The following is a 14,301-nucleotide window of genomic DNA, read 5'->3' on the forward strand; positions in this document are numbered from 1 at the left end:
TGTCTGCATGAGGCGCTGGGGCACCCCATGCAACACGTAATTGGGACATAGCCTTTTTTCGCACTGGCGGTTTGCCAGAAGCAACCTGTCCAGCAGGTCGATTGTCCAAGGTGGCTGCTGGGATCTCGGCGAGGCGTTTGATCACTGCTTCAGCCTCTCTTCTTGTCTCCTAATTGCTCCCCATTCTGACAATTAGATGATTAGAGTTGTAATTATTTGTTGGTGAAAACTATCAGAGTGGAGTGCCTCTATCCAGCAGGCGCTTATCTGGCTGATTTAGCTGTTTTTTATTATTTTTAAATGATTTTTACAACATTTTCTCGCTAACTATTGCGGTCGTTATGGCTAAAACTCGACCATATCTGTTTTTAATTGCTTTAAATAACCGATTAAAATCAATTGTTTATCGGCACCCTTGTTTTGGGGGACTCTTGTGGTTCTTTTGTTTTGACTGTTAATTGCTTAGTGTAGAAAGTAATTGGTTCGCGTTCGGCAGGTTAATCACCAAGATGTCGACCATGAAAAAAGGACAGTATGACAGTCAAACTCGAAGTCAAATCACTCTATAAAATCTTCGGAGAACATCCGGAAAAGGTGTTCAAATTGCTGGCGAAAGGGCACGACCGCTCCAGCATTCTGCAGAAAACCGGACAGACTCTGGGTGTGCAAGGGGTCGATCTGGCCATCCATGAAGGGGAGATCTTCGTGGTGATGGGCTTGTCCGGTTCGGGCAAATCGACGCTGGTGCGGCTCTTCAACCGCCTTATCGAACCGACTCGTGGTCAGGTGCTGATCGACGGCGAAGATATCGCCGCCATATCGGAGAGCGAACTGCGTCAGGTGCGGCGCAAGAAGATCAGCATGGTGTTTCAATCCTTTGCTCTGATGCCGCACCTGAGCGTGCTGGAAAATACCGCCTTCGGGCTGGAGCTGGCCGGTGTGCCGCTGGCGGAGCGCCAGGAAAGTGCTCGTCAGGCACTCAATCAGGTGGGTCTGGGCCAGTGGATCTATGCCTTCCCCGATGCCCTCTCCGGTGGCATGAAGCAGCGGGTCGGATTGGCCCGTGCGCTCGCCAATGACCCCGATATCCTGCTGATGGACGAGGCCTTCTCCGCGCTGGATCCGCTGATCCGCACCGAGATGCAGGACGAGCTGCTCAAGCTGCAGGCCAGCCATCAGCGCACCATAGTGTTTATCTCCCACGATCTGGATGAGGCGATGCGCATCGGCGATCGCATCGCCATCATGCAGGATGGTCAGGTGGTGCAGGTCGGCACCCCGGACGAGATCCTGAGCCAGCCCGCCAACGACTATGTGCGCGCCTTTTTCCGCGGGGTGGATCTCGCCAACGTCTTCAGTGCCCGCGATATCGTCAGTCGCAAGCAGATGCCGCTTATCAAGAAACACACCACCGACGGGCCGGGCAACGCCCTGCGTCAGCTCAAGGAGCTGGAGCGGGAATTTGGCTATGTGGTGGATCGCAGTCGCCGTTTCATCGGCGTCGTCTCGGTCGAGTCGCTCAGCGAGGCCGTTCGTGGCAAGGGGAGTCTTGAGCAGGCGTTGCTGGCGGATATCCAGCCGATCCTGGCCGACACCTCCCTCAATGAACTGATCAGTCAGGTGGCCGCCGCACCCTGTCAGGTGCCCGTGGTCGAGGAGGATGGCACCTATCTGGGGCTTATCTCCAAGGCCAATCTGCTCAACACCCTGGACAGGAGTACCCCGGTATGAAGCCGAACAATCCCCACTCTTTACTGATCGGTTTGCTGGCGCTTCTGCTGCTGGCGAGCCCCTCCCTGCGGGCTGACGAAGCGGATGCTGATCCTTGGGGTGCTGCGGCCACCACGGTTGCCGCCGATCCCTGGGGCAGTACCGCCACCGAGGCGGCCGACTGGCAAAGCCAGATTGCTGCCGTGGATACCCCGGCCGCCGTCAACTGGCTGGATCCCTTCCAGCAGGCGCTGGTGCCGCTGGATGTCTGGGTGGAGAGCGGTATCGGCTGGCTGGTGGAGAACCTGCGCCCTCTATTCCAGCTGATCCGTGCGCCGGTGGAGGTGACCCTCAATGCCATGACCCATCTGCTGCAGACGGTGCCATCCACCCTGATGATGGGGCTGTTGACCCTGATTGCCTGGCAACTGGTCAACGGCCGGATGGCGCTTGGTACCCTAGCCGCACTGGTCGGGATCGGGCTGATCGGTGCCTGGTCTGATGCCATGGTGACCCTGTCGCTGGTGCTGACCTCCCTCGTCTTCTGCATCCTGATCGGTTTGCCGGTGGGCATTTTGCTGGCCCGCAGTGAACGGCTCTCCGACTGGACCCGGCCGCTGCTGGATGCGATGCAAACCACTCCGGCCTTCGTCTACCTCATACCCATCGTCATGCTGTTTGGCATCGGTAACGTGCCCGGCGTGGTGGTGACCGTGATCTTCGCCCTGCCGCCGATGATCCGCCTCACCATGCTGGGGATCAGACAGGTGCCTGCGGATCTGGTGGAGGCCGCTCACTCCTTTGGCGCCAGCCCCTCCCAGCTGTTGTTCAAGGTGCAGTTGCCACTCGCCATGCCCACCATCATGGCCGGGGTCAACCAGACCCTGATGCTGGCGCTCTCCATGGTGGTGATCGCCTCGATGATCGCGGTCGGTGGCTTGGGTCAGATGGTGCTGCGTGGCATCGGGCGTCTCGATATGGGGCTCGCCTCCATTGGTGGCCTCGGCATCGTACTGCTGGCCATCGTGCTCGACCGTCTGACCCAGGCGATGGGCCAACCGGATCGCAACCGGGTTGGCCACTGGTATCAGCGTGGCCCCGCTTCCTTGCTGCTGCGCCTCACTGGCCGCAGCAAATCCACCGATTACAAAGGAGTAAATGGATGAACCTCATCACCACAACGCGCACCCGTCATTGCTTGCTGTTGAGCGCCCTGTTGTTAAGTTCCTCGCTGCTGAGCCCACTTGCCATGGCCAGTATCGAGTTGCCGGGGGAGGGGATCCGCGTTCAACCCTTGCAGAGCTCCCTGCCGGAGGAGACCTTCCAGACCCTGCTGGTCAGCAAGCTGATGGGGCGTCTGGGTTATGACGTCCAGCCGGTGCAGGAGGTGGATTACAACGTGGCCTATGCCTCGGTGGCGCAGGGGGATGGCACCTTCCTCACCTTTAACTGGATCCCGCTGCAGGACAACAAGTACCAGCATGCGGGGGGAGACAAGGTGTTTTTCCGTCAGGGCACCTATGCATCGGGCGCCGCTCAGGGCTATCTCATCGACAAGCAGACCGCCACCCGATATGGCATCACCAATCTGGGTCAGCTCAAGGATCCCAAGTTGGCGGCGTTGTTTGACGGCGATGGGGATGGCAAGGCCGATCTGGTGGGCTGCAACCCGGGCTGGGGCTGCGAAGAGGCGATCAACCATCATCTGGATGAGTTCGGGCTGACCGCCACCATTACCCACAAGCAGGGCAACTATGCGGCGCTGATCGCCGATACCCGTGCCCGCCTCCAGAGCGGCAAGCCGGTGCTCTACTACACCTGGACCCCCTACTGGCTGAGCAGCGAGCTGGTACCGGGGCGGGATGTGGTGTGGCTTGAGGTGCCTGCTGGCGCCAAAGATGCCGACAGCACCCGCCTGCCCAACGGTAAGAACTACGGCTTTGCCGTCAACACCATACATATCGTGGCCAACAAGGCCTTCACGGATGCCAACCCGGCGGCTGCCACGTTGTTTTCCATCGTCAAGCTGCCGCTGAATGACATCAACATCCAGAACGGGCTGATGAACAAGGGCCAGAACACCCAGGCGGATATCGAGCGCCATGTGATGGCCTGGCTCAAAGGGCACGAAGCTCAGGTCAACGACTGGTTGACTCAGGCGCGGGTTGCCGCCGAGCGGGCTAAAGCGGCAGGTTAAGCCTCTTTGCCCATTGGTCACGTTGGAAGGACTGCAAAGCAGCCCAAGCAAAACGCCCGGCAGTTGCCGGGCGTTTTTTTATGGTCAGGATCCGGCCTTGCCAGCGGGCTCAGATGCCGGAGCCGCTCTGCTCGCCAGGCTCTTTGCCACCCTCCTCGTGCAGGCCGCACTCGCGCTTGAGGCCGAAGAAGCGGGTCTGCTCCTCGCTCATGCCCGGCTCCCACTTGGTGGTGGTGTGGACATCGCCGACCGACAGATAACCCTGCTCCCACAACGGGTGATAGGGGAGGTCGAACTCCTTGAAGTAGTAGAAGACGTCCTTGTTGCTCCAGTCGATCACCGGCAGGAACTTGAAGCGGCCGCGCTGGATGCCGAGCACCGGCAGCTTGCCACGGCTACCGGATTGCTCGCGGCGCAGGCCGGAGAACCAGGTCTGGGCGCCGAGCTCGCGCAGGGCTCTGTCCATCGGCTCCACCTTGTTGAGCTGGTTGTAGCGGGTGATCCCCTCCACGCCCTGCTCCCATAAGAGACCAAATCGCGCCTCCTGCCAGGCTGGTGACAACTCGGCCCTGTATATCTTCAGGTTGAGGGCGAGGCGCTCGGTCAGCTCATCGATAAAACGGTAGGTTTCGGGGAAGAGATAGCCGGTATCGGTCAGCACCACCGGCACGTCGGCCCGCTCGCGGCTCACCAGATGGAGCATCAGCGCAGCCTGAATGCCGAAGCTCGACGACAGCAGATGCTCCCCCGGCAGATTGGCCAGTGCCCAGCACACCCGCTCGGGGGCGATCATGGTATCCAGCTCCCGGTTGAGGGGCGCCAGCGCCTCGGTCTGCTCTTCACGGCTCAGGGAGAGCAGGGTGGAGAGGTCGAGCCTGCCATCGGCGGTCAGTGTCAGCCGTCCGCCATCAGTCAGTTCAGGCTGCATAGAAATCCCTCGCAGAATCGATAACGGGGGCAATCACCCCAACCCTGACCACGAAGTCGCCAAAGCATTCGCTCTGATTGCGCTCGTTGGCCCAGCGGCCGATCAGCGCGTCGAGCTCGGCCAGGATCTGCGGTTCTGTGATGTTCTCCTGATAGAGGCGCGGAATGCGGGTGCCCTCCAGGTTGCCCCCCAGATGGAGGTTGTAGCGGCCTGGCGCCTTGCCCACCAGCCCCACTTCCGCCAGCATGGCGCGGCCGCAGCCGTTGGGGCAGCCGGTGACTCGGAAGACGATGGCGTCATTCGCCAGTGCGTGCTTGGCCAACAGCCCTTCGAGGTCGGTGACAAAGGCGGGCAGCATGCGCTCCGCTTCAGCCATCGCCAGCGGGCAGGTGGGCAGGGCCACACAGGCCATCGACTGCTTGCGTTGCTCGCTCACGCCATCATCCAGCAGGCCGTATTGGCGCGCGAGTGCTTCGATGCGGGCCTTCTCGCTGGCTGGCACCCCGGCGATGATCAGGTTCTGGTTGGCTGTCAGGCGAAAATCCCCCTGATGCACTTTGGCAATTTCCAGCATGCCGCTCTTGAGCGGCTTTCCCGGGAAGTCCAGCAGGCGGCCATTCTCGATAAACAGGGTGAGGTGGTGCTTGCCGTCTATCCCTTCCACCCAGCCGAAGCGATCGCCACGGCTGGTAAATTCATAGGGGCGCACTTCGCCAAACTGGATGCCAGCGCGGCTCTCCACCTCGGTCTTGAAGGCCTCGACGCCAACGCGCTCGAGGGTGTACTTGGTCTTGGCGTTCTTGCGGTTGACCCGGTTGCCCCAGTCGCGTTGGGTGCTGACCACGGCGGCCGCCACCTCCAGCACGTGGGAGAGCGGAATAAAGCCAAAATCGCTCGCCTTGCGCGGGTAGGTGCTGGTGTCGCCGTGGGTCATGGCAAGCCCGCCACCCACCAGCACGTTGAAGCCCACCAGCTTGCCATGCTCGGCAATGGCCACGAAGTTGAGATCGTTGGCGTGGATATCCACGTCGTTGTGAGGCGGGATCACCACAGTGGTCTTGAATTTGCGCGGCAGGTAGTTGGAACCCAGGATCGGCTCCTCGTCCTGTCCCAGTTTTTCACCGTCCAGCCAGATCTCCACGTAGGCGCGGGTCTTGGGCAGCAGGTGTTCGGAGATCTTCTTGGCCCACTCGTAGGCCTCCTGATGCAGCTCGGACTCCACCGGATTGCTGGTGCACAGCACGTTGCGGTTCACATCGCCCGCGGTGGCGATGGAATCGATGCCGGTGCTGTTGAGGGTCTGGTGCATCAGCTTGATGTCGCGCTTGAGCACCCCGTGGAATTGGAAGGTCTGGCGGGTGGTCAGGCGGATGCTGCCGTAGAGGCTGTGCTCCTCGGCGAACTTGTCGATGATCTGCCACTGGGCCGGGGTGATGATCCCCCCCGGCAAGCGGGCGCGCAGCATGACGTTGTGCAGCGGCTCCAGCTTCTGGGCGGCGCGCTCCGGGCGGATGTCGCGGTCATCCTGCTGATACATGCCGTGAAAGCGGATCAGCTGGAAGTTGTCGCCGTTGAAGCCGCCGGTGAGCGGGTCCTGCAGATCCTGTTCTATGGTGCCGCGCAGGAAATTGCTCTCGCGCTTGAGGCGCTCGTTGTCGGCCAGCGGCCCTTCGACCGGTCCCGCTTTTTGGTGAGAGAGAGGTTGTTTGCTCATCAATAGACATCCCTTTGATAACGTTTGGCACGACGCAATTCGCTCAAATACTCTTCTGCTTCCTCACGGCTCTTGTGGCCGTGTTCGGCAATCACATCCAGCAGGGCCTCCTGCACATCCTTGGCCATCTTGTTGGCGTCACCACACACATAGAAGTGAGCACCTGCTTCCAACCACTGATAGAGCTCCTGACCCGCTTCGCGCAGGCGGTCCTGCACATAAATCTTGTTGGCCTGATCCCGGCTGAAGGCCAGCGAGATCTTCGACAGCAGCCCCGATTTTACATAACGCTGCCACTCCACCTGATAGAGGAAATCCTGGGTAAAGTGGGGGTTGCCGAAGAAGAGCCAGTTGTTGCCCTCGGCACCCTGATCTTCCCGCTCCTGCATAAAGGCGCGGAACGGGGCTATGCCGGTGCCCGGGCCCACCATGATGACGGGGGTGTCGGGATTGGCGGGCAGGCGGAAGTTGTCGTTGTGCTCGACAAACACCCGCACCTCGCCATCCTCAATCAGCCGGTCCGCCAGATAGGAAGAAGCGGCGCCAGAGCGTACTGTGCCGTCTTCTTGCTGGTAGCGCACTACCCCTACGGTCAGGTGCACCTCCTCTTCCACCTCGCTCTGGGCAGAGGCGATGGAGTAGAGGCGCGGAGTGAGGGGGCGTAGCAGGCCAACTAGCTGCTCGGCTTTGAGTACTGTCGGGAAGCGTTTGAGCACATCCACTATCTGGGCTGAGGCCACCAGCCCATTGACCTGGACCTTGTCGCCCGCCAGATCTTTCAGCGCTGCGTTGTCCGATATGTCAGCGAGTCCTGTGATAAAGCCGCCGTGCAGCCGGGTCAGTTCGAAGTGACCGGAGAGTGCGGCGCGCAAGGTGCCGTGGGCAGTGGCTTCATCGCCAGAGAGGCCGGTCAGGGCCAGCACTTCGCCCACCAGTTCGGCATCGTTGTCGAACCAGACGCCGAGGGCATCCCCCGGTTGATAGGTGATGCCGGAGTCGGCCAGATTGATCTCGATATGGCGGATATCCTTGGTGGAATCCCGGCCGGTGATCTTCTGATTGACCGACAGACGGGCAGGGAAGGGGTTCTCCTTGCTGTACTGGCTGTGGCCAACCGCCTGCTGCACCGCGCTTGCCACATTGTTGCTGGCTGCGCCGGTGGTGAGGGTGGCGGCAATGGCGTTGAGGGCCTGCTCGCCCCAGCTCTTGGCGGCATCCTGATAATCCACATCGAGGCTGGCGGGCTCATAAATCCGCTCGGCCCCAGCGGTGGCGAGGAAGTTGTCAAAATCCTTGCCGGTCTGGCAGAAAAATTCGTAGGAGCTGTCACCCAGCCCCAGCACCGCGAACTTGAGCCCGTCCAGCTTGCCAATCTTGCCTTTTTTAAGCTGCTCGAACAGATCGACGGCGCTCTCCGGCGGTTCACCCTCCCCGTAAGTGCTCACTACCACCAGCAGGTGGTTCTCTTTCTTGAGCTGCTTGGGTTTGTAGTCGGCCATCGACGCGAGGGTGACGGGTAGGCCACGGGCCTCGGCCTGCGCCTTGATGGCGCTGGCGACACCCTTGGCGTTGCCGGTCTGGGAGCCGTAGAGAATGGTCAGGCTGCTACTGGGCGCAGCCACGGCAGCGCTGGCGGCAACGCTCTGCTGACCGCTCTGGGAGAGGCCGTAGAGATAGCCGCTCACCCAGGCCAGTTGCTGGGTATTGAGGGTCGAGAGTACCTGACCCAGCTGACGTTGCTGTTCGTCAGAGAGGGGGGAGAGGTTGAATGGGGAATCCTTCAATTGCATCACACGCGTCTTCCATGGTCTGATTTTTGGCCAGATTAAAGGGCGTGTTGGCTAACAACAAAGAATAAAAATGTCTTCTTTATTCTATTAATGCATTAAAGGAGCTGAGATACGCCTGCTCCCGCAGCAAAAGAGGAGCGTGGTATAAAGGGCGTTAAATGAGAGCCACTTGATAACACAGGAAGTGCCATGTCGAATATCCGATTGTTTCATGTCAATGCGTTCAGCCAGCAGCCCTTTGGTGGCAATCCCGCGGTGGTCGTACTGGGACCCGCCCTGCCGGATGCCAGCCAGCTGGCGATGGCGGCCGAGTTCAACCTCTCCGAGACGGCCTTTCTGGTACAACTTGGCAGGGCCCATTACCAGTTGCGCTGGTTCACGCCGACAGTCGAGGTTGATCTCTGCGGTCATGGCACCTTGGCAGCTGCCCATGTGTTGTGGCAGACAGGGGCGGTAGCCGCACACGAGACGATCCGCTTCGAGACCCGCAGTGGTGAGCTGTTGGCCCGTCGCGAAGGGGAGTTGATTTGGCTTGATTTTCCACGTATCGCGTTGACGCCACTGAAGCTGGATCCCGCCTATGCTGCCGCGATCGGTTGCCAGCCACGACAGACCCTGGCGGCTGGCGCCAAGTTCTTGCTGGAGCTGGCAAGTGAAGAGGAGATCCGCGCGCTTTCGCCTGATTTCCATGCCCTGCGCGCCCTGCCGGGACGGGGGCTGATCGTCACCGCCCCGTCGAGCCGGGCGGATGATGATTTCGTCTCCCGCTATTTTGCCCCCTGGGTGGGCGTCGATGAGGATCCGGTCACCGGCTCCAACCACAGTGCTCTCATGCCCTTCTGGGCTGAACGGCTCGGCAGGCAGCAGTTGCGGGCCCGTCAGGTTTCATCCAGAGGGGGTGAGCTCAGGTTGGAGCTGCGGGGCGAGCGGGTATTGATGGCGGGTCAGGGGTTGACCCTGTGGCAGGGGGAGTGGTTGCTGCCCCTCGCCAAATAACACGGCACGTGACACATGCCATAAAAAAACGCCCTGCAGTTGCGGGGCGTTTTTATTGACTATCACGCTCGGGATTGACCGAGGGGATACGGCTTACTTCTGCGGATCTTACTTTTGTGGACGTAAGGCCGGGAACAGAATGACGTCGCGGATGGTGTGGCTGTTGGTGAACAGCATCACCAGACGGTCGATACCGATACCCTGACCGGCAGTCGGCGGCAGGCCGTGTTCCAGCGCGGTGACGAAGTCGGCGTCGTAGAACATGGCTTCGTCGTCGCCCGCTTCTTTCTGATCAACCTGATCCTGGAAGCGCTTGGCCTGGTCTTCTGCATCGTTCAGCTCGGAGAAGCCGTTGGCCAGCTCGCGGCCACCGATGAAGAATTCGAAGCGGTCAGTCACGTCCGGGTTCACGTCGTTGCGGCGAGCCAGCGGAGAAACGGCTGCCGGGTACTCGGTGATGAAGGTCGGTTGCAGCAGCATGTGCTCCACGGTCTCTTCAAAGATCGCGGTGATCACGTGGCCCAGTTCCCAGCCTTTCATCAGTTCGATGTGCAGACGCTTGGCAACGGCCTTGGCGCTCTCCAGGGTAGTGAGGTCTTCCCGGGTCACGCCGTCGGCGTACTTCAGGATGGAGTCAACCATGGTGAGGCGCTGGAACGGCTGACCGAAATCGATGGTCAGACCCTCTTCGCCCTCTTTGGCGTAACGGATCTGGGTGTCGCCCAGAATATCTTGCGCCAGGGTGCGCAGCAGATCTTCGGTCAGGTCCATCAGATCGATGTAGTCGGCGTACGCCATGTAGAACTCGATCATGGTGAACTCGGGGTTGTGACGCACCGAGATACCTTCGTTACGGAAGTTACGGTTGATCTCGTACACGCGCTCGAAACCACCGACCACCAGACGCTTCAGGTAGAGTTCCGGTGCGATACGCAGGTACATGTCGATGTCCAGCGCATTGTGGTGAGTGACGAACGGACGCGCGGAGGCACCACCCGGAATGACTTGCATCATCGGGGTTTCCACTTCCATGAACTGCTTGTCGTTGAAGAACTTGCGGATCCCGGCAACCACTTTGGTGCGGATCACGAAGGTCTTGCGGGACTCTTCGTTGGCAATCAGATCCAGGTAACGCTGACGGCAGCGTGCTTCCTGGTCGGTCAGGCCTTTGTGCTTTTCGGGCAGCGGACGCAGCGCTTTGGTCAGCAGGCGGATATCGGAAACGTGAACGGAGAGCTCACCGGTCTGGGTCTTGAACAGGGTGCCTTCGACACCGACGATGTCCCCCAGATCCCACTTCTTGAACTGCTCGTTGTAGAAACCTTCCGGCAGGTCGTCACGGGTGACGTAGACCTGGATCTTGCCGGCCATGTCCTGCAGGGTGGCGAAAGAAGCCTTGCCCATGATCCGGCGGGTCATGATGCGACCGGCAATCTTCACCCGTTTACCCAGGCTCGTCAGCTCCTCGGCGTTTTTGTCGTCAAACTCGGCATGGAGTTCGCCAGAGAGGCTGTCACGACGAAAATCGTTGGGGAAAGGATTACCCTGGGCGCGCAGGGCGGCCAGTTTGGAACGACGCTCGGTCATCTCGTTGTTGAATTCGAGTGCTTGGTCGACTACCGGAGTAATGGTTTGTTCAGACATGGTGATTCCTGCTTGTTTACAGACCTGATTTCAGGCTGGCTTCGATAAACTTGTCCAAGTCACCGTCGAGTACCGCTTGGGTATTACGGGTTTCGACGCCGGTGCGCAAATCCTTGATACGGGAGTCATCCAGCACATATGAACGGATTTGGCTGCCCCAACCGATATCAGACTTGGTCTCTTCCAGGGCTTGTTTCTCAGCGTTCTGTTTCTGAATTTCCAGCTCGTAGAGCTTGGCTTTCAGCTGCTTCATACACTGGTCTTTGTTTTTGTGCTGGGAACGGTCGTTCTGGCACTGCACGACGGTATTGGTCGGCACGTGGGTAATACGCACGGCAGACTCGGTACGGTTAACGTGCTGACCACCGGCACCGGAGGCGCGATAAACGTCAATGCGCAGGTCTGCCGGGTTGATCTCGATATCGATATCATCATCGATCTCGGGATAGACGAACACGGAGCAGAACGAGGTGTGACGACGGCCGCCAGAATCGAACGGAGACTTGCGAACCAGACGGTGCACGCCGGTTTCAGTGCGCAGCCAGCCGAACGCATATTCGCCGGTGAACTTGATGGTGGCGGACTTGATGCCGGCCACGTCGCCGTCTGACAGTTCGATCAGCTCCGGCTTGTAACCGTGGGCATCGCCCCAGCGCAGGAACATGCGCAGTACCATGTTGGCCCAATCCTGAGCTTCGGTACCACCGGATCCAGACTGGATATCGATATAGCAATCAGAGCCGTCGTGCTGGCCGGAGAACATGCGGCGGAACTCGAGATCTACCAGCTTGGTTTCCAGCTGTTCGGCTTCGGCGATGGCTTCGTTGAAGGTATCTTCATCTTCCCCTTCGACGGCCAGGCTCACCAGCATCTCGACATCATCGACGCCCTGGGTCAGGGTGTCGATGGTGCTGACCACGTTTTCCAGGGTGACGCGCTCTTTGCCCAGTGCCTGTGCACGCTCGGGCTCATTCCAGACGTCCGGCTGTTCCAGCTCGGCGTTGACCTCTTCTAGACGCTCTTTCTTGGCATCATAGTCAAAGGTACCCCCTAAGAAGCTCGGTCCGTTCAGACAGCTCCTTAAGTTTATTTAATACGGGATTAACTTCGAACATCGTGAAAACTCTCAGGGTCGATGTGACTTAAAAACAGGATATTCTAGCCAATTGTGGAAGGAATAAACAGGGTTGCCTGAGCTTGTGCGGTTTGCGCTGTCAATTTCTGGTGCATTTTTCTGCAGCTCGACAGAAAATATTGCCCGCAGACCCATTCTCAGGTTCAGTTTTTACCTGCCGGGTCGCTAATGACTACGTAGTGTTGTGCACCTTTAGGGATAAACCCGCTCCTCATCTATATAAGAAGAAATTATGATGAACAATCTCTCACTCAAGCAGAAGATACTGTTGTCAGTGGTGATCGCCCTGTCGTTGGTGATCTCGTTACTCTCCTGGCAGAGCTATAGCAGCCAGAAAGCACTGCTGCTGCAAGGCAGCCAGGAGCAAGTCCAGCGCTTGGGCAGCCAGCAGGCAGCCAGTGTCAGTGACTGGCTCTCTGCCCGTCGTGACGTCATTCAGGCGCTCGGCAACAAGACCAGTGGCGAGCCCCTCAATGCCCTGCAACAGGCCCAGGTTTCTGGCCGCTTCCAGCTCACCTACTTCGGTGAGGGCAGTGGCAAGATGAATGACTCCGATCCCTCCATCAATCGCGATGGTTACGACCCGCGCTCCCGTGGCTGGTATCAGGAGGCGATGGGCAAGGGTGGTCTGATCGTCACCAAACCCTATCTCGACGTGGCCTACAACATCATGGTGGTGACTCTTGCCCAGCCCGCTCAGGGCGGGGTGGTCGGTGGTGACCTCTCCATTGCGTCTCTGGTGGATGACGTGACCAAGATGAAGCTGCCTGCCGATGGTTTTGCCATCATGATGCACAAGGATGGCACCGTCATCGCCTATAAAGATGCGGCCAAGGCGATGAAACCGGCAACCGAGATCGACAACGATCTGACCAATGCGCTGATCGAGCAGAGCAAGTCGAGCAAGGATCTGGTTCCGGCCTACTTCGACAGCGAAGGGCGCGACAAGCTGCTGTGGGCGGTCGATATTCCGGACACTGACTGGGAGCTGTTGCTGGTGCTGGACAAGGCCGTGCTCGAAGCGCCGCTCTCTTCCCTGCTGATGACCCAGCTGGGGATGGCGTTGCTGGCACTGGTGGGCAGCATTCTTGCCATCTCCTGGCTGGTCAGCATGCTGCTTGGCCCGCTGAGCAAGGTTTCCCAGGCGCTGGCGCGCATCGCTGACGGTAACGGCGATCTGACCCAGCGCATCAAGACCGAAGCCAACGATGAAGTGGGCCAGCTGGCCAACAGTTTCAACCGTTTCGTCGGCAGTCAGCACCAGCTGATCGGCAATATCCGCAAGCTGGCCAACGAGCTGAACGCCGATGCCGAGCGCAGTCTGGTGACCAACCAGGCTGCGGTGGATGAGCTGCAACGTCAGCAGCAGGAGGTGACCATGGTCGCGACCGCGGTCACCGAGATGGCGAGCGCCACCATGGAGATCGCCGGCAACGCCGAGAACACCGCCGCTGCCGCCCAGCAATCAGCCCAGAGCAGTGAGCAGGGCAAGATGCTGGTCAACAAGACCCGTCAGTCCATCAATGGCCTGGCTGCAGAGGTGGGACAGGCGACCGAAGTGATCGGCGAGCTGAGCCGCCACGCACAGGCCATCACCAGCATCCTCTCTACCATTCAGGGGATTGCCGAGCAGACCAACCTGCTGGCGTTGAACGCCGCCATTGAAGCGGCCCGTGCCGGTGAGCAGGGTCGTGGTTTTGCTGTGGTGGCGGACGAGGTGCGGGTGTTGTCGCGCCGTACTCAGGACTCCACCCAGCAGATCCAGTCCACCATCGAGACCCTGCAACAGACCACCGCCCGTGCGGTGAGCCTGATGCAGACCAGTCAGGGGCTGGCGGACAACAGCGTGCAGGATGCGGATCAGGCCGTACGGGCGCTGGAAGAGATCACCAGCGCCATCTCTCTCATCTCCGACATGGCGGGCCAGATCGCCACGGCCGCCGAGGAGCAGACCCAGGTGACCGGCGAGATCACTCAGAACACCACCGCCATCAAGGATGTGAGTGACGAGATCACCGCCGCCGCCATGCGCGACCTGGATCAGGCCCACAGCCTTAAAGGCCGTGCCACCGATCTGAACCAGCAGGTGTCGACCTTTATCCTGTAAGGCGCCACCCTCGGCCTTTTCTGGCTGCATAAACAAGCCCCGCCCTCTTTCGAGTGCGGGGCTTTTTGTTATCCGGGGGA

Annotated in this window: 10 protein-coding genes; 5 read left to right on the forward strand and 5 right to left on the reverse strand. The window is 59.7% G+C overall.

Annotated features, from left to right (window positions below):
• The first annotated feature begins 534 nt into the window (after nucleotides 1–534).
• From proV to proX, 3 genes are read left to right on the forward strand one after another with little or no spacing between them, the layout of a single operon-like run.
• Nucleotides 535–1,731: a glycine betaine/L-proline ABC transporter ATP-binding protein ProV gene (gene proV, locus CF137_RS15905; RefSeq protein WP_139720231.1), complete on the forward strand. Its 1,197-nt coding sequence runs from the start codon at nucleotides 535–537 to the stop codon at nucleotides 1,729–1,731.
• A complete protein-coding gene (gene proW, locus CF137_RS15910) occupies nucleotides 1,728–2,876 on the forward strand; it encodes a glycine betaine/L-proline ABC transporter permease ProW (protein ID WP_139720234.1) in 1,149 nt (382 codons plus the stop codon). Before proV ends, proW begins: the two co-directional genes overlap by 4 nt.
• The gene (gene proX / locus CF137_RS15915; RefSeq protein WP_139720236.1) at nucleotides 2,873–3,907 is read left to right on the forward strand and encodes a glycine betaine/L-proline ABC transporter substrate-binding protein ProX; all 1,035 of its coding nucleotides are present in this window, start codon (nucleotides 2,873–2,875) and stop codon (nucleotides 3,905–3,907) included. Before proW ends, proX begins: the two co-directional genes overlap by 4 nt.
• A 109-nt stretch (nucleotides 3,908–4,016) precedes the next feature.
• Here the strand turns inward: proX and CF137_RS15920 are convergent, their stop codons facing one another.
• Genes CF137_RS15920 through CF137_RS15930 form a run of 3 tightly spaced genes read right to left on the reverse strand, consistent with a single transcriptional unit; the run spans nucleotide 4,017 to nucleotide 8,339 of the window.
• A complete protein-coding gene (locus CF137_RS15920; RefSeq protein WP_139720237.1) occupies nucleotides 4,017–4,835 on the reverse strand; it encodes a phosphoadenylyl-sulfate reductase in 819 nt (272 codons plus the stop codon).
• Nucleotides 4,825–6,549, reverse strand: a complete 1,725-nt coding sequence (gene cysI, locus CF137_RS15925; RefSeq protein ID WP_139720238.1) for an assimilatory sulfite reductase (NADPH) hemoprotein subunit — start codon at nucleotides 6,547–6,549, stop codon at nucleotides 4,825–4,827. Before cysI ends, CF137_RS15920 begins: the two co-directional genes overlap by 11 nt.
• Complete coding sequence (locus tag CF137_RS15930) at nucleotides 6,549–8,339, reverse strand: assimilatory sulfite reductase (NADPH) flavoprotein subunit (RefSeq protein ID WP_162515962.1); 1,791 nt, start codon at nucleotides 8,337–8,339, stop codon at nucleotides 6,549–6,551. The genes cysI and CF137_RS15930 overlap by 1 nt, the downstream gene beginning before the upstream one ends.
• A gap of 189 nt (nucleotides 8,340–8,528) precedes the next feature.
• Between CF137_RS15930 and CF137_RS15935 the strand changes: the two genes are divergently transcribed.
• A complete protein-coding gene (locus tag CF137_RS15935) occupies nucleotides 8,529–9,335 on the forward strand; it encodes a PhzF family phenazine biosynthesis protein (protein ID WP_139720243.1) in 807 nt (268 codons plus the stop codon).
• A gap of 108 nt (nucleotides 9,336–9,443) precedes the next feature.
• Here the strand turns inward: CF137_RS15935 and lysS are convergent, their stop codons facing one another.
• Nucleotides 9,444–10,979, reverse strand: coding sequence for a lysine--tRNA ligase (gene lysS / locus CF137_RS15940; protein ID WP_101320933.1), 1,536 nt, complete (start codon nucleotides 10,977–10,979; stop codon nucleotides 9,444–9,446).
• Nucleotides 10,980–10,995: 16 nt separating this feature from the next.
• Nucleotides 10,996–12,094, reverse strand: a protein-coding gene (gene prfB / locus CF137_RS15945) for a peptide chain release factor 2 (RefSeq protein ID WP_098970334.1) whose coding sequence is annotated in 2 segments (ribosomal slippage) — nucleotides 10,996–12,018 and nucleotides 12,020–12,094 — 1,098 coding nt in all. Because the reading frame shifts where the segments join, the coding sequence is not laid out codon by codon here.
• A gap of 255 nt (nucleotides 12,095–12,349) precedes the next feature.
• Between prfB and CF137_RS15950 the strand changes: the two genes are divergently transcribed.
• Entirely contained in the window at nucleotides 12,350–14,221 is a 1,872-nt protein-coding gene (locus CF137_RS15950; protein ID WP_101320935.1) for a methyl-accepting chemotaxis protein, read from the forward strand.
• The last annotated feature ends 80 nt before the right edge of the window (nucleotides 14,222–14,301 follow it).

This window comes from Aeromonas sobria, assembly GCF_006243315.1.
Taxonomy (GTDB): Bacteria; Pseudomonadota; Gammaproteobacteria; order Enterobacterales; family Aeromonadaceae; genus Aeromonas; species Aeromonas sobria_A.